The 20276-nt window shown below is 63.6% G+C and carries 17 protein-coding genes and 1 tRNA gene; 10 read left to right on the top strand and 8 right to left on the bottom strand.

Annotation, left to right across the window (positions count from 1 at the left end):
- Positions 1 to 4 precede the first annotated feature (4 nt).
- Genes nirD through AC56K1_RS21570 form a run of 3 tightly spaced genes read left to right on the top strand, consistent with a single transcriptional unit; the run spans position 5 to position 4256 of the window.
- Positions 5 to 352, top strand: coding sequence for a nitrite reductase small subunit NirD (gene nirD / locus AC56K1_RS21580; RefSeq protein WP_497159833.1), 348 nt, complete (start codon positions 5 to 7; stop codon positions 350 to 352).
- Complete coding sequence (locus tag AC56K1_RS21575) at positions 337 to 1560, top strand: NAD(P)/FAD-dependent oxidoreductase (RefSeq protein WP_497159832.1); 1224 nt, start codon at positions 337 to 339, stop codon at positions 1558 to 1560. The genes nirD and AC56K1_RS21575 overlap by 16 nt, the downstream gene beginning before the upstream one ends.
- Entirely contained in the window at positions 1560 to 4256 is a 2697-nt protein-coding gene (locus AC56K1_RS21570) for a molybdopterin-dependent oxidoreductase (protein ID WP_497159831.1), read from the top strand. Before AC56K1_RS21575 ends, AC56K1_RS21570 begins: the two co-directional genes overlap by 1 nt.
- Before the next feature lie 8 nt (positions 4257 to 4264).
- On the opposite strand, the gene AC56K1_RS21565 is transcribed toward AC56K1_RS21570, so the two are convergent.
- The 6 genes from AC56K1_RS21565 to AC56K1_RS21540 all read right to left on the bottom strand — a co-directional run bounded on the left by AC56K1_RS21565 (position 4265) and on the right by AC56K1_RS21540 (position 12658).
- Positions 4265 to 4957, bottom strand: a complete 693-nt coding sequence (locus tag AC56K1_RS21565) for a dienelactone hydrolase family protein (RefSeq protein ID WP_497159830.1) — start codon at positions 4955 to 4957, stop codon at positions 4265 to 4267.
- Between the two features lie 95 nt (positions 4958 to 5052).
- Entirely contained in the window at positions 5053 to 7896 is a 2844-nt protein-coding gene (locus AC56K1_RS21560) for a M16 family metallopeptidase (protein WP_497159829.1), read from the bottom strand.
- A 272-nt stretch (positions 7897 to 8168) separates the two neighbouring features.
- Positions 8169 to 8744 carry a DUF4360 domain-containing protein gene (locus AC56K1_RS21555; RefSeq protein WP_497159828.1) on the bottom strand — a complete coding sequence of 192 codons (576 nt, stop codon included), beginning with the start codon at positions 8742 to 8744 and terminating at the stop codon, positions 8169 to 8171.
- Between the two features lie 56 nt (positions 8745 to 8800).
- Positions 8801 to 9397 (bottom strand): DUF4360 domain-containing protein, encoded by a 597-nt coding sequence (locus AC56K1_RS21550; protein ID WP_497159827.1) that lies wholly within the window; start codon positions 9395 to 9397, stop codon positions 8801 to 8803.
- Positions 9398 to 10461: 1064 nt separating this feature from the next.
- Positions 10462 to 11652, bottom strand: a complete 1191-nt coding sequence (locus AC56K1_RS21545) for a sensor histidine kinase (RefSeq protein ID WP_497159826.1) — start codon at positions 11650 to 11652, stop codon at positions 10462 to 10464.
- Positions 11618 to 12658: a formylglycine-generating enzyme family protein gene (locus AC56K1_RS21540; protein WP_497159825.1), complete on the bottom strand. Its 1041-nt coding sequence runs from the start codon at positions 12656 to 12658 to the stop codon at positions 11618 to 11620. The genes AC56K1_RS21545 and AC56K1_RS21540 overlap by 35 nt, the downstream gene beginning before the upstream one ends.
- 199 nt (positions 12659 to 12857) lie before the next feature.
- Between AC56K1_RS21540 and AC56K1_RS21535 the strand changes: the two genes are divergently transcribed.
- Positions 12858 to 13604 (top strand): LytR/AlgR family response regulator transcription factor, encoded by a 747-nt coding sequence (locus AC56K1_RS21535; RefSeq protein WP_497159839.1) that lies wholly within the window; start codon positions 12858 to 12860, stop codon positions 13602 to 13604.
- Between the two features lie 71 nt (positions 13605 to 13675).
- Here the strand turns inward: AC56K1_RS21535 and AC56K1_RS21530 are convergent.
- Together AC56K1_RS21530 and ispB are read right to left on the bottom strand one after the other, a co-directional pair.
- Positions 13676 to 13752 (bottom strand) — tRNA-Pro (locus AC56K1_RS21530).
- Between the two features lie 55 nt (positions 13753 to 13807).
- Positions 13808 to 14794 (bottom strand): octaprenyl diphosphate synthase, encoded by a 987-nt coding sequence (gene ispB, locus AC56K1_RS21525; protein WP_497159824.1) that lies wholly within the window; start codon positions 14792 to 14794, stop codon positions 13808 to 13810.
- Positions 14795 to 15080: 286 nt separating this feature from the next.
- On the opposite strand from ispB, the gene rplU reads away from it, so the two are divergent.
- From rplU to AC56K1_RS21495, 6 genes are all read left to right on the top strand, one after another.
- Entirely contained in the window at positions 15081 to 15392 is a 312-nt protein-coding gene (rplU, locus tag AC56K1_RS21520) for a 50S ribosomal protein L21 (protein WP_171087799.1), read from the top strand.
- Positions 15393 to 15434: 42 nt separating this feature from the next.
- On the top strand, positions 15435 to 15707 hold the full coding sequence (gene rpmA / locus AC56K1_RS21515; protein WP_497128051.1) for a 50S ribosomal protein L27: 273 nt from the start codon (positions 15435 to 15437) through the stop codon (positions 15705 to 15707).
- A gap of 108 nt (positions 15708 to 15815) precedes the next feature.
- Positions 15816 to 16928 carry an Obg family GTPase CgtA gene (gene cgtA / locus AC56K1_RS21510; RefSeq protein ID WP_497159823.1) on the top strand — a complete coding sequence of 371 codons (1113 nt, stop codon included), beginning with the start codon at positions 15816 to 15818 and terminating at the stop codon, positions 16926 to 16928.
- Positions 16918 to 17364 carry a hypothetical protein gene (locus AC56K1_RS21505; protein WP_497159822.1) on the top strand — a complete coding sequence of 149 codons (447 nt, stop codon included), beginning with the start codon at positions 16918 to 16920 and terminating at the stop codon, positions 17362 to 17364. Before cgtA ends, AC56K1_RS21505 begins: the two co-directional genes overlap by 11 nt.
- On the top strand, positions 17361 to 18479 hold the full coding sequence (gene proB, locus AC56K1_RS21500; RefSeq protein ID WP_497159821.1) for a glutamate 5-kinase: 1119 nt from the start codon (positions 17361 to 17363) through the stop codon (positions 18477 to 18479). Before AC56K1_RS21505 ends, proB begins: the two co-directional genes overlap by 4 nt.
- A 173-nt stretch (positions 18480 to 18652) precedes the next feature.
- Positions 18653 to 20245 carry a methyl-accepting chemotaxis protein gene (locus tag AC56K1_RS21495; protein ID WP_497159820.1) on the top strand — a complete coding sequence of 531 codons (1593 nt, stop codon included), beginning with the start codon at positions 18653 to 18655 and terminating at the stop codon, positions 20243 to 20245.
- Positions 20246 to 20276 lie beyond the last annotated feature (31 nt).

Genomic DNA, 20276 nt, shown 5'->3' with positions numbered 1-20276 from the left:
CACCATGCACCGAGACCTTCAACTTGAAAACTGGATCGCCGTTTGCGCACTCGACGAGATCGTGCCCGACACGGGCGTGTGCGCCCTGCTGAACGGGCGCCAGGTGGCCGTGTTCCGCATCGGCGGGGCGAATGCCCGCGTGTTCGCCATCGATAACTTCGATCCGAACGCGCAGGCGGCGGTCCTGTCGCGCGGGCTGGTCGGCAGCCTGGGCGAGCGCATCGTGGTCGCCTCGCCCATCTACAAGCAGCACTTCGACCTGGAGAGCGGCGAGTGCCTGGAAGCGCCCCACCATTCGGTGGCGAGCTATCCGGCGCGCCTGGAAGGAGGCAAGGTATGGATCGCGCCGTAAAACAGAAGCTGGTCGTGGTCGGCAACGGCATGGCCGGCATGCGCACTGTCGAAGAGCTGCTCAAGCTGGACGCCGGCATGTACGACATTACCGTGTTCGGCGCGGAACCGCGCGTGAACTACAACCGCATCCTGCTCTCGCCGGTGCTGTCCGGCGAGAAGACCTTAGACGAGATCGTGCTGCATCCGCGCGCCTGGTACGAGGAACACGGCATCACCCTGCACACCGGCGACCCGGTCGTCGCGATTGACCGCCAGCGCCGCGGCGTGCGTGCGCGCTCCGGGCTGGAAGTGAACTACGACCGGCTGCTGCTGGCCACCGGTTCCAGCCCCTTCATCGTGCCGGTCCCCGGCGCGCAGCTCGATGGCGTAGTGGGTTTCCGCGACCTGGACGACGTCGATCGCATGCTGGCCGCGGCAAGGCGCGGCGGCCATGCGGTGGTGATCGGCGGCGGCCTGCTCGGGCTGGAGGCGGCCAACGGCCTGCTGCGCCAGGGCATGGAGGTCACGGTCGTCCACCTGACCGACAGCCTGATGAACCAGCAGCTCGATCCCGCCGCTGCCTTGCTGCTCAAGGCCGCGCTGGAAAAACGTGGCCTGCGCATCCTGCTCGGCGTACAGACCACGGCGATCCTCGGCGAAGACCGGGTGAGGGCGGTGCGTTTCAGCGATGGCCTGGCACTGCCGGCCGACCTGGTGGTGATGGCCGCCGGGGTGCGTCCGAACGTGGCGCTGGCGGTTGACGCGGGTTTGTACTGCGAGCGCGCCATCGTGGTCGACGACACCCTGCAAACCTACGACCCGCGCGTGTATGCGGTCGGCGAATGCGTCCAGCACCGCAAGGCCACCTTCGGGCTCGTCGCGCCGATCTGGGACCAGGCGCGCGTCTGCGCGGCCCACCTGGCGGGGCTGGGCCACCGTCGCTACGTGCAGCAAGCCACCGCCACCAAGCTGAAGGTCACCGGGATCGACTTGTACTCGGCGGGTGACATCAATGGGCTGCCCGGCAGCGAAGACCTGGTGCTGCGCGACCGCCACGCCGGCGTGTACAAGCGCCTGGTGCTGGCCGGGAACCGCATCACCGGCGCCGTGCTGTATGGCGACGTGGCGGACGGTCCCTGGTATTTCGACCTGATCCAGCACCGCACCGACGTTTCAAGCTTCCGCGACCGCCTGCTGTTCGGCCCGGCCCTGTGCGAGGCTGCCTGATGGGTGTGCCCATCATCCCGATTGCATCCGCGGTCCGCACCACCTGCCCGTATTGCGGCGTCGGATGCGGAGTCAAAGCCACTTTGACTTCGGACGGCGCCCTGATCGAGGGCGACCCCGAACACATGGCGAGCCGTGGGCGCCTGTGCGTCAAGGGCTCGGCGCTGGGGGAAACACTTTGCCTGGACGGCCGGCTGCTGGCTCCCGCCATCCGCGAAGGCGGCACGCTGCGCGAGGCCAGCTGGGACGAGGCCCTGGACACGGTCGCCTCACGCTTCGCTTCCATCATCGCCGAGCACGGCCCGGACGCGGTCGCGCTCTACGTCTCGGGCCAGCTGCTGACCGAGGACTACTACGTCGCCAACAAATTCATGAAGGGCTATGTTGGCAGCGCCAACATCGACACCAACTCGCGCCTGTGCATGTCCTCCGCCGTGGCCGGGCACAAGCGCGCCTTTGGCGAAGACCTGGTGCCCGGCTGCTACGAAGACTTCGAGCTCGCCGACATGATCGTGCTGGTCGGCTCCAACACTGCCTGGTGCCATCCGACCCTGTTCCAGCGCATGCTGAAGGAAAAGGAGGCACGTCCATCGCTGCGCATCGTCGCCATCGACCCGCGCCGCACCGCTACCTGCGATCTCGCCGATCTGCACCTGGGGGTCAAGGCGGGCACCGACGTCTGGCTGTTCAACGGCCTGCTCAGCTACCTGGCGCGCAGCGGGGCGGCCGACGATGCCTTCGTGGCCGCCCACACGTCCGGGCTCGATGCAGCCCTGCTGGAGGCCGACGGCTGCGCCGACATCGCCTTCGTGGCGCACACCTGCGGCGTCGACCCGCGCCTGGTGATGGAGTTCTACGAAGCGTTTGCCGCGACCAGCAAGGTCGTCACCGCTTTCTCGCAGGGCGTGAACCAGTCATCCAGCGGCACCGACAAGGTCAACAGCATCATCAACTGCCACCTGCTCACCGGCCGCATCGGCAGGCCCGGCATGGGGCCGTTCTCGCTGACCGGCCAGCCCAATGCCATGGGCGGGCGCGAAGTGGGCGGCCTGGCCAACATGCTTGCTGCCCACCTCGAGCTCGACCATCGGGCCCACCGCGACGCCGTTCGCAGCTTCTGGGAAGCGCCCCGTATCGCTGCCAAGGCTGGCCTGAAAGCGGTCGACCTGTTCCGCGCCATTGAAGCGGGCAGCGTCAAGGCCGTGTGGATCATGGCGACCAATCCGGTGGTGAGCATGCCGGACGCCGACCAGGTGAAACGCGCCTTGCAGCGCTGCGAGCTGGTGGTGGTGTCGGACGTGGTGGGCACGACCGACACGGCCGCCTTTGGCCACGTGCTGCTGCCGGCCCTTGGCTGGGGCGAGAAAGATGGCACCGTCACCAATTCCGAGCGCTGCATCTCGCGCCAGCGCGCCTTCCTGCCGGCGCCGGGCCAGGCGCGCGCCGACTGGCAGGCCATCTGCCAGGTGGCCCAACGCATGGGCTTTGATGGATTCGACTACGACAGCGTGCACCAGGTCTTCGACGAGCATGCGCGGCTCTCGGTTTGGCGCAACAGCGATGCAGAACTGGGGCGCGCCTTCCGCCTCGATGCCTTGACCGGCATGGACCGCGCTGCCTACGACGCGCTCGAACCCCTGCAATGGCCGGTGCAGCGTGATCGGGCGGGTACGCCGCGCCTGTTCGGCGACGGCCGCTTTGCCCACGCGGATGGAAAGGCGCGCTTCATCGCCACCGCACCGCGCCCGCCAGTGCACGCAACGAACCGCGAATTCCCGTTGGCGCTGAACACCGGCCGCCTGCGCGACCAGTGGCACACCATGACGCGCACGGGAAAATCGCCGCGGCTGGCCGGGCATACGCCGGAACCCTTTGTCGACCTGCATCCGCATGACGCCTTGCTGAGTGGCGTGCGCGAGGGCGAGCTGGCGCGCGTCGAGAGCCGCTGGGGCGCGATGGTGGCGCGCGTGACGCACAGCGGCGGCATCGCGCGCGGCGCTGCCTTCGTGCCGATCCACTGGAACGGCCAGACCGCGTCCGATGCCCGAGTGGGCGCCGTGGTCAACCCGGACGTCGACCCCGTATCGGGCGAGCCCGAATTCAAGCACACGCCGGTGCGCATCGAGCCGTTCAGCGTGGCCTGGCATGGTTTCGTGCTGAGCCGGGACGACCTCGATCTCGCCAGCGTGGCCAACTGGAGCCGGGTGCGCGGGGCAGGCTTCGTGCGCTATGAGCTCGGCGGGCGCGAGCCGGTTTCAACCGACTGGGCACGTGCCTTGCTCGGTGCGAACGAGGATGCAGACTGGATCGAATACGAGGACACGACGGGCGGCCTGTTGCGCTGCGCCTTGCTGTTCGAGGGGCGATTGCAGGCCTGCGTCTTCATCTCGCGCCGCCCCGACCTGCCGTCGAGGGCCTGGCTGGGCGGTTTGTTCGTGCATGAGGAATTGTCGCCGCAAGACCGTGCGACCCTGCTCGCGGGGCAGGCGCCGGCGCAAGGGCTGGATCCCGGCCCCACGGTGTGCGCCTGCTTCGGCGTCGGCCGCAATACGATCTGCAAGGCGATCGCCGAGCAGGGCTTGATGGATGCTGCAGGCGTTACCGCCTGCTTGCGCGCAGGCGGCAATTGCGGCTCCTGCCTGCCGGAGATCCACCAGCTGCTGGCGGCAGCGCTGACGGAGCCGGTGACTCACTAAGCGCAGGCTCAGCGCAGGGTGCGCGCGAAAAAGGCTTCGGTGCGGGAGGCGGCGAGGGTCGCCGCCGCCTCATCGTAATGATTGCCGCCCGGGCGTGCGAAGGCGTGGTTGCAGCCGGGATAGCGGTACAGCTCGGCCTTGCCAGCGAGCGCGGCGCGGATCTTCGCCTGCGCATCCTTGCTGATGTACTCGTCTTCTTCAGCCAGGTGGTAGAGCAGGGGAGCCTTGATGTTCGCGGCTTCGTCCGCGTGCTGGTCGGTGCCGCCGCCGTAGTAGGCGGCAAAGGCGTCGCCATCGGTGCGCGCCGCGCTCAGGAAAGTCATCAAGCCGCCCAGACAGTAGCCGGTCACGCCGACCTTGCCATTGGCGTCCTGCAGGCCGCGCGCCTGCTTGATGGCCAGGGCGATGTCGTCGACGCCCTTGTTCACGTCATAGGCCTTGTACAGCGCGAAGGCCTTGTCCCAGTCGCCTTCCCGGGCTTCCGACAGGAAGATGCCCGGCTCGCTGCGCCAGAAGAGGTCGGGGCAGACGGCGATATAGCCCTTGGCCGCATAGTCCGCCGCGATGCTGCGGATGCCGGCGTTCACGCCGAAGATTTCCTGCAATACGATCACGACAGGATGCGGGCCCGGCGTGGCGGGGCGGGCGACGTGGCAGTCGAAGCTGCCCTCTGGCGTCTGTACCTTCAGTTGTTCAGTCATGGAGATCCTTTCGAAGCGGGTGGCGCCGTCTGCGGGCGGGGAAACTCTGCCCGCCCATCATATCGGAACCGCCTCCCGCTTCGATTAGGCGTGGATCACTTGGCGATCAGGACCGGCTCGCCGAAGCCCAGTTCCTTCATCCGCGAGAGCTGGGTCTTGGCATCGCCCACCACCAGCCAGACCATTTTCGACGGATCCAGGTAGTTCGTCGACAAGGCCTGGACCTGCGGCAGGGTCATGGACTTGACGATGCGCTCGCGGTCCTTGACGTAGTCGGCGCGCCAGCCGTACTTGCTGATGTTATCCAGCATGCCCAGCTTGGCCGCGGCCGTCTCGAAGGCACGCGCATTGCTCTTGACGAGGAAGTTGCGGGTGGTTTCCATGTCGGCGGCGGAATAGGTCGCGGGATAGTCTTGCAGGATCTGTTTCACCAGCTGGGTAGACTCGAGCGTGACATTGCTGCGCACGCCGCTGGCGATGGTGAAGGCCCCCGCGCTCTTGCTGCCGGAGAAGTTCGAATTGATCCCATAGGTATAGCCTTTACCTTCACGCAATTGCTGGGTCAGCCGGGACGCGAAGCCGCCGCCGCCCAGGATGTAGTTCGCCACCGCGGCGGGGTAGAAGTCCGCATCGGTTGCGGCGAGCGCGCGGTAGCCAACGTGCAGCACCGATTGCTTCGCATCCGGCACGTCGACGAAATATACCTTGGCCGGCGCCAGGCTTGCCGCTCGCGTTGCCGCCGGCAGGGTGACTGCCTTGGCCTTCCACCTGCTGCCCAGCCCGGCCAGCGAACGCGTCATGACGGCTTTCGGCAAGGCGCCGACCACGTGCATGCGGGCCACCGATGGCGACAGGTTGGCGGCGTACCAGGCTTTCAGGTCGTCGATGCCGATCGCATTCACCGTATCAAACGTGCCGAGGATGTTGTGCGAGCGCAGGTCGTCTTTCACGTAGATCAGCTTGTTGAAATTGCTGCTGGCCAGCGCGTTCGGATCGGCTTCCTGCTGGCGGATCTGGCTCAGCACGCTCTGCTTGATGAGGGCAAATTCCTTCTCGTCCCAGCGCGGCTCCAGCAGGATCTCTTCGACCAGGGCCAGGGTCGCTGGGTAATTGCGCGCCAGGGTGGTCACGCTGATGCGCACGTCTTCCGTTCGCGCCGACACATTGATCGTCGCCCCCAGCTGCTGGATCGCTTCTTCCAGCTCCTGCGGGGTGCGTTTGGCGGTGCCCTGCGTCATCATGCGCGCCATCAGGTTGGCCACGCCCACCCGGTCGAGCCTGTCGAGCAGCAGCCCGCCGTCGATCGCGATATCGAACTGCACCAGCGGCACTTCGCGGTTTTCGATGCCCATTGCGCGCATGCCGTTGGCCAGTTTCGTGTCCCATACCTGCGGCACCTTGAGCGCAGGCGTCGGGCCGTATGCCGGCTCCTTGCTGCGGTCAAAGGTGGATGCCGTCCTGGCATAGTCGGCATTCGCGCTCGGATCGACCGCCTTCTCCGCACCCTGCACGACTTTTTCTTCGACGACTTCGGCTTTGACCGAGCCGCTCAAGGCCAGCGACAGCTTGCCTTTAGGGACGAAACTGGTGGCGACATACGGCTTGCCCTTGATATAGGTGTCGTACACGCGCCGCACATCGGCACGCGTGACCGCCAGCGTCTTCTTGATGCCTTCCGCGACATAGCCCGGATTCCCGGTCAAATAGTTGTATTCAGCCAGCAGCGCCGATTTGCCGAGCACGCTGGACACCGAGTTATAGAAACGGGTTTCGATGCCGGCCTTGATGCGGGCCAGGTCTTTCTCGGAAATGCCTTCCTGCTCGAACTTGGCGAAGGCCTGGTCGACCGCGGTGGCGACGTTATCGAGGGGCTTGCCTTCGAAGGCGCGAATCCTCAGCATGAACTGGCCCGCCAGCTCCGATGTCTGGTTGCCGATCTGGACGCTTGGCGCCAGCTTGCTGTCTTCCACCAGTACTTTATAGAAGGGGGCGCGCTTGGTCTGGGACAGGTATTCGGCCAGCACTTCGAGTGCGTAGGAATCCGCGTGCAGGTCCTCGACGGTCGGCCAGGCCATGGTCAGTTCGGGCAGTTTCGCGAAATTGTCTTCGTGGGCCAGCTTCACGGTCTGCGCCACCATGCCGGGACGCTTGGCCATCGGCTTGATCGCGTCGCCGCGCTTGATCTCGGAAAAATACTTCTCCACCCATTTGCGCGCCTGCACCGGATCGAAGTCGCCCGCCAGCACCAGGGTCACGTTGTTCGGCACATACCAGAGGCGGAAGAATTCCTTGACGTCGTCCAGTTGGGCATTCTGCAGGTCTTCCAGCGAACCGATGACCTGCCAGTTGTATGGGTGGTCCGCCGGGTACAGGGCCTTGTTGATGACGTAGCGGGTATGGCCGTAGGGCGCGTTGTCCACGCCCTGGCGCTTCTCGTTCTTGACGACCTGCTTTTCCTTTGCCAGCACCGGATCGGTGACCGTGTTGATGAACCAGCCGAGCTTGTCCGCTTCGGCCCAGATCATTTTTTCCAGCGCGTCCTTGGGAACCGTCTGCAGGTAGTTGGTGCGGTCCTGCGAGGTCGACCCGTTGGCGCCCGAGCCGCCGATGCGCGCCGTCATCTTGTCCAGGCCGCCCTTGCCGAGGTTTTCCGATTCCAGGAACAGCAGGTGCTCGAACAGGTGGGCAAAGCCGGTACGGCCGACCTTTTCACGCGAGGAACCGACGTGCGCAGTCAGGTTTACGGCCACGACGGGGTCGGAGCGGTCGATGTGGAAGATGACGTCCATGCCATTGGGCAGGGTGAACTTCCGGTAGTCGACTTTCAGGACGGCGCTTGGCGCTGCGGCTGCCTTGGCCGGTGTCGCGGCATGTACGATGGAGATCGTGCTTGAGGCGAACAGTGCCACCAGCAAGAGGGGGAGGGGGCGAAGCAGCATGGGTATTAAATCCTGGCAATAGGGGAACGAACACGGAATGCTCTGGATGCTATTGCAATTTTTTGATTGCCACAACGAAAAAGCAGAATGCCGGAAACGAAAAAGCCAGACCGGCGGCACGCAGGTTCTGGCTCTTGAATTGACTGGTCGGGGTAGTGCGGGTCGAGCCCTCCATCGCCGAGTGCCAGTCCTCCCTGCTGAGCCGCGAGCGCTGGCATCGGACAGCATCGTCACCTGCCCCGCAGTTTATGCCGCAATGTCGAATGTAAATATTATTTGCATTTTTTTAGATCTAGATGGTAGGTCATTGCGGCGCTCTTTCCATCAGTGGTATCGAGCGAAGCCATGGCGTCACCGTTACCGCTCAACGTGAGTGACAGGCTGACATTGAGCCTGGCGTCCATGCCGCATCCGACGCGTTTCATCTGCCCAGCGCCTATATTCTCGGTGAAAAAATAGTCGGCCTCGTAGGCGCCCTTGATCTTTCGCCTGAAAACGCGGCCATGCTCGCTGCCGTGTGGGCCGAGCGCATACTTGACCTCAAGATGTGCTTGCTGCGTCGGCTCGAGTTTTGCGAAACCCCTGTAGTCGACTTTGTACACGCCTAGTGACATATTCGCCGGCAGATCCAATGGATGTGAAATATTACACACCTTGGATTGCACCGATCCGGCCCCGGGACTTGCGTTGGCATCGATATTGAACTTGTCAAACAAAATACTCAGCGTTGTGCGATCGGGCGACACTACTACTGAGTAACTTCCTGCTGGACAGCCGTCTTGCGCGGCATGTGCCGGAAGTCCGACAGCAGCGATTCCTGCCAACAGAACGATTGTTTTAATCCCCATGCCGCTACTCCCTGATGTCCTAGGTCTGGCGGGGGGCCGCCAGACCGCCATGATGATTAACTACCGCACTTGCGCCATTGCAGTTGATAAATGATGCCGGCATTGACGTCTTGCGAGTCGATCGATGCAATCGCTTCGGCATTGCCAACGGTGTTTACTTTCATGCTCGAATTGGTCCGCAGGTTGACGTCCGCACCGCATCCGGACCATACCATCGACTCGGCAACCAATTCATTGTTGATCAGGTAGTCCTCGTCGAGTACGCCGCGGAAACTGCGCTGGAATGCGGGGCCTCTTGTTCCAGCGAAGAAGTACTCCACATTGAACTGTGAAGAAGCCCTTGCAGGCAGGCGATTAAAACCGCGGTAGTCGATCTTCATGACTGCGACGCTCATTCCCTGCGGTACGTGTACTGGAATTGCAATGTTGCAGCTCTTGCGGTCAAAGCTTTTGCCGGTACTGCCACCCACTGCAATCTGATATTGATCAAACAGCAAGCTCAGGGATTTGGCGTCGGGACTCAGCGTAGCGGAAACCGATCCGGCAGGACAACCAGTGCCGCCATAACCTGGCGTTCCAAGAGAAATATCATCGGCGGCGAATGCCGGGGCGGAGAAAACGAGAGCAGAAAATAAAAGTGCGGCTGATTTCATGAGAATCTCCTTGTCGAATAAATGTGCTGCGCCGGATTTGACGATTGAACCGGCAAGCTAAATGTCGGCGAGCACGCATGTACTGACAATAAATGCTGAGAAGTTTCTCAGGTGTATTTAGCATGTTTCAGCTGTAAGCATCGGTAAGCGAGCAGCGCCGGGGCGGGGGTATGCGTGGTGACGCGCAGGGCGTGCACAGAGCGAATGTGCGCCCGTTGGCCTATGCAAGCTGTCCATGGGCGCCGCGATTCCCTGTATGGCGCGGGATAAGGGAGTTGAATCCCGTATGTGGAGGGGCGTTGAATTGTTGCTGAACTTGAAATCGGCCCGTCACACCGGGAAGTGGTGTCGCCGGAGTCTGCAGCACGTGCGAAAGCCGATTTATGCAATAGGCAGAAAACTGTCCGTACATCGTCGGAGTGAGAGGATTCGAACCTCCGGCCTCTACGTCCCGAATAAAGATTGCGAATTTGCAGAGCCGCTCAACATGCGGCTCTTGTCGTGTTCTCCTTAGTAGTACTACAGTCAGTACTACACTGCTGAGAAGGCGAGAAGCACAGAACAGCAGTGCCGAAAAATGCCAATCAATACTGTTGCAAAAATTCTAACTTTATGTCGAAGTGTCGCTTCAACCGACACCGGCCAACTGCCTCGGATGCTCAGTAAACCGCCAGCTCGGGCTATCTTTAATTAATCGAATACGACCCTCTGGCCCGGTCTGCACTGCGGCGGCCCCGTGGGATTGGCACGACTCGACCATCCCGGCCTTCGCGCGATGTTGCTCCCTTCGGCACGCATGCGACGCGCCCATCACTGCCTTCCCCGGAAGTCGGGCCGCGTAATATAGCGACGACCTTACCGTCCCGTCCCTGCCGTGATGGCGCCCCCGGTTGTATCTGAACAACACGGCCATACTACCTTCCCGCGAAGCGCAGCCGTGTGGGATCTTTACCCTTATGCCGTCACGTTCGATCGGAACAATCGATGTGGAAGATGACATCCATGCCGTTGGGTAGGGTGAACTTCTGGAAGTCGACTTTCAACGAAAAAGCAGAGCGAAGCCGCTAGCCCCCGAACCACGGCAATGCCAATGTGGCGCGCGTCCCCTTGTCGAGCGGCGTGACCAGCAATGAGGCTGTCCCTGTGTAACGGGTCTGCAGGCGCGCGCGGATGTTGGATAGCGCCATGCCTTGACCCGCACGCGCGGCGCAACGCGCCTCTGTAAGCCCGACGCCGTTGTCATCGATAGTGACCTGCAGCCAGCCCTGGCTGACGCTGGCGGACACGTGTACGCTGCCCCCGCCCATCTTGCCCTCCAGCCCATGATGCACCGCATTTTCCACTAGCGGTTGCAGCAGGAAGGGGGGCAGCATCGCCCGCCGCGCCAGGTCGGATGCCTCGATCGAGAACGTGAGCCGGCGGCCCATCCGGATCTGCATTAGCTGCAGGTAGCTGCGTGCGGTTTCCAGTTCGAGCTCCAGCGTGACGTCGCTATTGCGCATCTGCACCAGGCTCGCCCTCAGGTAGTCGGTGAATGACTCGAGCATCAGTTGCGCACGCGGCGCATCGGTGCGGATCAGGCTCTGGACATTGGCCAGCGTATTGAACAGGAAGTGCGGTTCGATCTGGGCTTGCAGCATGCGCAGCTGCGACTCGGCCGTTTGCCGCGCCAGCGCCTTTTCCTTGGCCTGTAACATCCACCAGGCCCAATTGGCTGCCCCGACGGCCAGGGCGAAAATGAAGAACTTCAGCTGCACCATCGGTACACCGGACAGCTTGCGCCACATGTCGAAATCGTACACGTAGCTCAGCGTCACATAGGCCAGCCGGGTACCTAGTGCCAGGCCGGCCATCAGCACCAGGCTCACCAGCGCCGCCTGGCGCCCGTCGCGCATACGCGCCAGCGCATCGATGGCCCGCACCGGGAGCAACCATTCGGTGGCGCGCAGCATCAGCAGCATGGTGCTGCCGATGACCGCACCCAACAGCAGGTTGTTGCCCAGGGAGCTGCTCCACCAGACGGCGTGCGGAACGGCCATAAGGAATATGGACACGGTCATCAGCACCATCGCAATTCCCAGTACCAAGGCCACGCCCACGACCAGCCGCGCCCACAGTGGTTCCGGGCGCTCTTTCCTGAAAACCAGGAAAGAGCGCAATGTTGAATGCAGGGCATGTTTAGCGGTCATGGCGGCAGTGTAGCGATTCAGGGCATCGTTGTCAGTTCGGCGCCGCCGGGATCTCGGCCAGCGCATCGCGGCGGGTACGTTCTGCCTTCTGCGCGGCGGCCAGCGCCAGTTCGAATGCGCCTGGCCTGGCCGCCACGGAGACAGGGGCGGCCTTGGCAAGAGGCGTGATGTCCTGGGCGATCCGGAAGCCCTCGGTGCCTCCGATCCAGCTTACTGGTGCCGGCGCGCGCTTGCTCGCATGGACGCCGCGCCAGTGCCACGCGCCCCCGCGTACCGCGCGCTCGGTGCAGTCGGTCGCTGCGGACGCGCTGCCGTCGGGCGCCGCGGCTGCATAGGTGTCGCGCCAGCAGTCCTGTACAAACTCCGCAATATTACCGAGCGTGTCGTGCAGGCCGTAGGCATTCGGTTCGTACATCCCGACGATGCTCGCGTAGTCGGCCTTGTCGTCGCAGGGGATAACGCCCACGTGGTTCTTCGATTCCATGCCGAAGTCGCGCCGCACGGCCGCTTCCGCTGAACGGTCGGCCAGGTTGGCATAGCGGCAGGCCATCGTTTCATCGTTACCGAAGAAGTAGCGCTGCGTGCTGCCGGCGCGGTGCGCGTATTCCCATTCGGCTTCGGTCGGCAAGCGGTAGTGCTTGCCTGTCTCCTTGGCCAGCCACTTGACGTAGGCGTCGGCACCATTCCATCCGATGCAGGTGGCCGGCTCGAAGTTGCTGGTCGATTGCAAGGTGGTGCCGGCGACATACTCATTCGGTACCAGTGCCATCCAGCGCTTCGAGGCGATTTGCATGCACATGCGTGGCGCGGGGTAACGGGTGGCCATAACAAAGCGCTGGAACTCTTCGGCCGTCACTTCATATTTCCCCATCCTGAACGGCTTGATCGTCACGGTATGCACCGGCTGCGAGTTGGGCTTGCGTACGTGCCCCATCAGGAACTGTCCACCCGGGATGTCTACCATCGGTGGTTCGATAGGCACGACCGGGTCGGCGGCGCGGGTACCGCCGGCAGCCAGTGCAGCCGTCAGGGTGAGCAGGCACGATAGTGAGATCAGCTTGTTTGACATCATCTTCCTCTTCATGGTGGTTGGGATGTGCCAAGGATTGCAGGCTCGCCGGAGCGGCAGGGGAAAAGGCGACGAATCGACAGCCGGGCCGACGAGTTGCATGCGGCGCCAATGTGACCGCTTCGGCCTGCCCATGGAGCGGAGGCGGCGCTACAATACCGGCCATGATGCTCAACACGACAACACCGACCGGTCCGCTGCCATGCCGCGCGCGATAATCGCCGACGACGAGCCACACCTCGCCGATTTCCTGCGCGAGCAGCTTGGGCTGCTGTGGCCGGAACTGGAAATTGTGCACGTGGCGGAAGACGGCATCGAGGCGGCCCGGTGCATCGCCGATCTGAATCCCGACCTGGCTTTCCTCGATATCCAGATGCCGGGCATGAGCGGACTGTCGGTGGCCCAGGGGATCGAGGGCCCGACCCGGGTAGTCTTTGTAACGGCCTATGACCAGTATGCGCTGCAGGCGTTCGAACACGCAGCGCTCGACTATCTGCTCAAGCCGGTCGGCAGCGAGCGGCTTGAGCGCATGCTGGCACGGCTGAAAACCGCTTGCGCCCCAAGCGTGGCCGACGCCAGGCTTGCCGATGCGCTTGCGCGGCTGATGGCACCAGCCCCTCAGGCGCGCCTGCGCTATATCCGCGCCGGCCAGGGCGAGCTGACCTTCCAGGTAGCGGTGGACGAGGTACTGTTCTTCCACGCCGATGATAAGTACACGGTGGTGCGAACCGCGGTCGGAGAGCGGCTGATCCGCACCTCCATCGTCGAGCTGACATCCCAGCTTGACCCCGACCAGTTCTGGCAGGTGCATCGCTCTACGCTGATCAACCTGGACTACCTGGAAAGCACGCGGCGGGACGAAATGAGCCGCCTGTTCGTGCGGATGCGCGGGCATGCGGCCGAGCTGCCTGTCAGTCGCGCCTACGTCCACCGTTTCAAGGCCATGTGACCTGGCGCTGCGCCGTGTATCTCTTCCAAACGGAACAGCGAGCCCATGGCTCGCTGTTTATCGAGAAATCCTGGTCGGGGTGAGAGGATTCGAACCTCCGGCCTCTACGTCCCGAACGTAGCGCTCTACCGGGCTAAGCTACACCCCGACTGGTTCGAGGCGCCTGAAACATTCTGCCTCGGGAAGTATTACTATAATTTTGCTTAATGGTTTCTGTCAACAGTGAAGCTGCACAGTTGCAGCAGGCTTGATTTGTACACGCTGTCGGGCAAACCGGAGATTGCTTCCGCTGCGCGCTTGCCGGCCTGTTCCGCCTGCTGGCGGGTATAGTCCAGCGCGCCGCTCGAGGTGACGGCTGCCAGCACCGCTTCGAACTGGGCTTCGTCGCCGTGCTCGATGCAGTTGCGCACCAGCTCGCGTTGTTCCGGGGTGCCGTGGTCCATCAGCCAGATCAGCGGCAGGGTGGGTTTACCCTCGCGCAGGTCGTCGCCCAGGTTCTTGCCGATCTCGGCGGCGTCGCCGGCGTAGTCGAGCACGTCGTCGATCAGCTGGAAGGCAGTGCCCAGCGAGCGGCCGTATTCGCCGGCCGCTTCGACCTGCTCGTCATTGGCGCCGGCAATCAAGGCGCCCAGTTCGGCGGCGGCTTCGAACAGCTTGGCGGTCTTGGAACGGATCACCTTGAGGTAGCTCTCGTGCGTCACGTCCGGGTCATGCATGTTCAGCAGCTGCAGCACTTCGCCTTCGGCGATCACGTTGGTAGCGTCGGACAGGATGCGCATGATCTGCATGTTGTCGAGAGCGACCATCATCTGGAACGAGCGCGAATACAGGAAGTCGCCGACCAGCACCGAGGCGGCATTGCCGAACAGGGCGTTGGCGGTCTGACGGCCGCGCCGCATTGAGGATTCATCGACGACGTCATCGTGCAGCAGGGTAGCGGTGTGGATGAACTCGACGACCGCCGCCAGCTCATGGTGGGCGCTCCCGCGGTAGCCGTAGGCATTTGCCAGCAGCAGCACCAGCACCGGCCGGATGCGCTTGCCGCCGGCACTGATGATGTACTCGGCGATCTGGTTGACCAGGCTCACTTCCGAGTGCAGGCGCTGCCGGATCACCGCATTGACGGCATCCATGTCAGTGGCGATCGATTGTGCGATGGTGTTCTGGGCGTGTTGGGTAGCGGCTGACAAGGCGAACCTGCAATAAACAGTGAGTATTTGGTTAAGTGCGGATTATACGACATGCAAGGGAAGGGCGTCCCACTGATGACTACCGGGTAGCCAAGGGGGCTCGCGGCCGGTGCCGGGCGCGGGCGTTGCCACCGCGCTACGGTGGCCGGCCGGCTCATCCGAAATAGTGGCGCCGTTTTGACGCGCTGCAGCGAGTTATGTATAATCCTCTGTTCCCCGGCATCCGAACAGTTCAGCGTCTCTGACGCCGGCGAGATTCTTTTAACATTTGATGAGGTTTCTAATCATGTACGCGGTCATAAAAACCGGTGGCAAGCAGTATAAAGTTGTCGCTGGCGAAAAACTTAAAATAGAACAGATACCGGCTGACATTGGTTCCGAACTCACGATCGATCAGGTCCTCGCCATTGGCGCGGGCGACAGCCTTAAGTTTGGGGCTCCGCTGGTCGAAGGTGCAACGGTTCTGGTGAAGGTGATTTCCCAAGGTCGCCACGACAAGGTGCGTATCTTCAAGATGCGTCGTCGTAAGCACTACCAAAAGCGTCAGGGCCACCGCCAGAACTACACCGAAATCCAAGTGGTTTCGATCAACGGCTAATCGCCGACCGGTCCATCAGTTCAGTCATCAAGGAGTAAGTAAATGGCACACAAAAAAGGCGGCGGTACTACCCGCAACGGCCGTGACTCAGAAAGCAAGCGCCTCGGCGTGAAAGTCTACGGCGGCCAGGCGATCAACGCCGGCGGCATCATCATCCGTCAGCGCGGCACCCCAGTGCGCGCCGGCACCAACGTCGGCACCGGCAAGGATCACACCCTGTTCGCGCTGGTCGATGGTCATGTCAAGTTCGTCAAGCAAGGCGTGGGCTCGAAGCAGTTCGTGACCGTCATTGCTAGCGAAGCAGTCGCAGCGTAATTTACGCATGCATGCGCCGCGCAAGCGGCGCTCTTTGTAAGGCGCAAGCCTTCCATCGAAAGGCTCTGCCCAAGGTAGGGCCTTTTTAGTTTTTAAGCGGTTACCATCATGAAGTTTATCGACGAAGCAAGAATTGAAGTCATCGCCGGCGACGGCGGCAACGGGTGCGCCTCGTTTCTCCGCGAGAAGTTCCGCCCGTTCGGCGGCCCGGACGGCGGTGACGGCGGCAAGGGCGGCTCGATCTACGTGGTGGCCGACCGCAACATCAACACCCTGGTGGACTTCCGCTATTCGAAGACCCACCACGGCAAGGACGGCGAACCAGGCCGTGGCTCCGATTGCTACGGCAAGGGCGCTGAAGACGTCTACCTGCGCATGCCGGTGGGCACCCTGATCATCGACGACGTCAACGGCGAAATCGTTGCCGACCTGACCGAGCATGGTCAGAGCGAACTGCTGGCCAAGGGCGGCGAGGGCGGCTGGGGCAACATCCACTTCAAGACCTCGACCAACCGCGCGCCGCGCCAGAAGACCGAGGGCAAGGAAGGCGAGCGCCGCACCCTGCGCCTGGAGCTGAAAGTGCTGGCCGACGTCGGCCTGCTGGGCATGCCGAACGCCGGCAAGTCCACCTTCATTACCGCCGTGTCGAACGCCAAGCCGAAGATCGCCGACTACCCGTTCACGACGCTGCACCCGAACCTGGGCGTGGTGCGCGTGTCGCACGAGCGGAGCTTCGTGATCGCCGATATCCCGGGCCTGATCGAAGGTGCGTCCGAAGGCCTGGGCCTGGGCCACCAGTTCCTGCGCCACCTGGCGCGTACCGGCCTGCTGCTGCACATCGTCGACCTGTCCTCGTTCGAGACGAATGTCGATCCGGTCAAGGAAGCCATGGCACTGGTCAAGGAGCTTGAAAAGTACGACGAAGAGCTGTTGAACAAGCCGCGCTGGATCGTGCTGAACAAGCTCGACGTGCTGGACGAGGCCGAGCGCAAGAAGCGGGTGAAAGACTTCGTCAAGCGCATGGCCTGGAAAGGCCCGGTGTTCGAGATCTCGGCACTGAACCGCGAAGGCTGCCAGGAGCTGATCAATGCGATCTACCTGCACCTGGAAGAGAAGCGCCACAGCGCGCAGCGCGCCGAAGAAACCTCGATGACCGAGGAAGCGCGCGGCATCTCGTCGATCGATCCGGAAGACCCACGCTTCAAGATCCTTGAAGACTAAGCTGGCCGGCGCAGCACCCGGCAAGCGTACCAGCCCCGGCATCAGCCGCGGCTGGCTGCGCGCCCGGGTGCTGCAACTCGTCGCCACCGCCAGCTCGCTGGCGGCACTGGCGGCATTGCTCGATCCCGACCGCATTGCGTCGGCGATGGGCGTATTTCTCGTCGGCGTGAACGGCTATAGCCAGTTCTACGCCATCTACGTCGGAGTCCGGCTCGCTATCGCACTGCTGGCACTTTTGGCAGCCAGGCGGGGCGACCAGCCCATCCTTGGCGACCTCACCGCATTGTTCCTCCTGGCCCAGCCGGCCGGGCGCCTTGTCGCAGCTTTCGCGATCGGGCTGCCGAAGGGGGTATTATTAGCAGTCAGCGCGGTCGAGTTGTTGGCGGGACTTTCCCTGCTGGCCTTGCGCCCGCGAGGAAAAATACTGTCGCCATGAATCCAGCCCTCCAGCAAGCCTCGCGCATCATTGTCAAGGTCGGTTCCTCGCTCGTCACGGACGAGGGCAGGGGCCTGGACCACTCCGCCATCGCCCGCTGGGCCTCCCAGATCGCCGCGCTGCGCGGCCTCGGCAAGGAAGTCGTGCTGGTGTCCTCGGGCGCCATCGCCGAGGGCATGCTGCGCCTCGGCTTCGGCAAGCGCCCGACCGATATCCATGAACTGCAGGCCTGCGCCGCCGTCGGCCAGATGGGCCTGGCGCAAATCTACGAGCACAGTTTCCGCGCGCATGGCGTCAAGACCGCCCAGGTGCTGCTGACCCATGCCGACCTGGCCGACCGTGAACGCTACCTGAACGCGCGCTCGACGCTCACCACTCTGCTGCGCCTGGGCGTGGTCCCGATCATCAACGAGAACGACACGGTGGTCACCGACGAGATCAAGTTCGGCGACAACGACACCCTCGGCGCCCTGGTGGCCAACCTGATCGAGGCCGACGTGCTGGTGATCCTGACCGACCAGCGCGGCTTGTTTTCGAGCGACCCGCGCAAGGACCCGACCGCGCAGCTGATCGCCGAAGGGCAGGCGGGCGACCCGGCATTGGAAGCGATGGCCGGCGGCGCCGGCTCCAGCCTGGGCCGCGGCGGCATGCTGACCAAGGTGCTGGCGGCGCGCCGCGCCGCGCGCTCTGGCGCCCACACCATCATCGCCTGGGGCCGCGAAGACGAGGTGCTCACCCGCCTGGCCAGCGGCGAGGCGATCGGCACCCAGCTCACTGCGCCCACCGGCCGGCTGACCGCGCGCCGCCAGTGGATGATCGACCACCTGCACACCACCGGCGAAGTCGTGATCGACGCGGGCGCCGCGCAGAAGCTCACGCGCGAAGGCAAGTCGCTGCTGCCGATCGGCGTGGTCGCCGTACGCGGCGAGTTCGGGCGCGGGCAGGTGATCACCTGCATCGACGAAGCCGGCCTGCCGCTGGCGCGCGGGCTGACCAACTACACCAGCAGCGAAGTGCGGCGCATCATGCGCCATTCGTCGGCGGAGATTGAGCGCATCCTTGGCTATGTCGAAGGGCCGGAGCTGGTGCACCGGGACAACCTGGTGCTGCTTTAGGAGTACGCACCAGCGTGGTGCGTGCGTTGCTGCAGGGCGACAAAGAGTAGGCAACAGGGTTCCGTAAGTACGTTAATTTTGCCGTGTGGACACAAATCCCGTAGACTGGCCATGCGCCTCGCATGATTTCGAGCATTCCCTCATGCGTCCTTGCCCGACTTACGAGACCTGTCATGAAACTCAGCCGTAAACTACCCATCGTATTTGCCGCCGTTACCCTGGTGGTTGCCTCAGCCGGCTTTTTTGGCATGAGCCAGATGAACCACGCTGTCAAAACCTATAACGCCGCGGTGGTGCAGTCCACCTATGCCCAGCGCGTGGAAGGCCTGTTGTCGCAGTTCCGCCTGCAGACGCAGGAGTGGAAGAACACCCTGTTGCGCGGCAAGGATGAAGCGCAGCGCGTCAAGTACTGGAACGCCTTTCAAAAAAACGAGGACGAGATTGCCAAGAACGTCAAGGACTTGGCCGCGGCCATGCCGGCCGGCGAAGTGCGCGAGCTCTTGACCCGGTTCGGGCAGGCGCACCTGAAGATGGGCGAGGGTTACCGCCGCGGCTACGCCGACTTCACGGCTGCCGAATTCGATTCCGCCGCCGGCGACCGCGCAGTCAAGGGCATGGACCGGGCCCCGGCCGAATTGCTGGTCAAGGCGCATGAGGCGATGTCAAAGCAGACCGCCGGTTCCGTGCTCGAAGCCGAAGCAGTCGGCAAGCGCGCCACGCTGCTCAGCTACGCGCTGATGCTGCTCGGGTCGATCGTGGCCGTGATCGCCGGCGTCGTGGTGTCGCGCTCGATTACCCGTCCGCTGGAAGAAGCCGTCGACGCCGCGCAAAGCGTGGCCGCGGGCGACCTGCGCACCAAGATCGAGGTGCGCAGCAACGACGAAACCGGCCAGCTGCTGCAGGCCCTGAAGGACATGACCGGCAGCCTGCAGCACATCGTGGCGCAGGTGCGCGGCGGGGCCGAGACCATTGCCGTGGCCTCGAGCGAGATCGCCAGCGGCAACCTCAACCTGTCGTCGCGCACCGAACAGCAGGCTGGCGCGCTCGAGGAAACCGCCTCGTCGCTGGAAGAGATCACATCGACCGTCCAGCAGACCGCCGACAACGCGCGCCAGGCCAACCAGCTCGCCATTTCGGCCTGCGATGTGGCCGCCAAGGGCGGCCACATGGTCGAGCAGGTGGTGGGCACCATGGCTTCGATCAGCGAGTCCTCGCGCAAAATCGTCGACATCATCAGCGTCATCGACGGCATCGCCTTCCAGACCAACATCCTGGCGCTCAATGCCGCGGTCGAAGCCGCGCGCGCCGGCGAGCAGGGCCGCGGCTTTGCCGTCGTGGCGAGCGAAGTGCGCAATCTGGCGCAGCGCTCGGCGACCGCCGCCAGGGAGATCAAGGCCCTGATCGGCGACTCGGTGCAGCGCGTTGAAGCCGGCAACCGCCTGGTCGGCGAGGCCGGGGTCACGATGGGCGAGATCGTCACCAGTGTGCGCCGCGTGATGGACATCATCGGCGAGATCAGCACGGCCAGCGCGGAGCAGGGCGCGGGCATTGCCCAGGTCAACATGGCCATGAGCGAGATGGACGACGCCACGCAGCAGAACGCCGCGCTGGTGGAGGAAGCCGCAGCGGCGGCGCAGTCGCTGCGCGAGCAGACGCTGGCGTTGACCCAGGTCGTCTCCGTCTTCAAGCTCGAAGACGCGCGCGAGGCGCGCGTTGCCGGCAAGGCAGTCGTGCACCGCGCAAGAGCGCGCCTCGGTGTGGCCTAGGCCGGCGAGGGCGTCCGTCCTCGGGTAAGAT

The organism is Telluria sp. ZB4P37 (assembly GCF_059685855.1).
The sequence above is the reverse complement of the archived record's forward strand: the minus strand, read 5'-3'. Positions and strand labels throughout refer to the sequence as shown.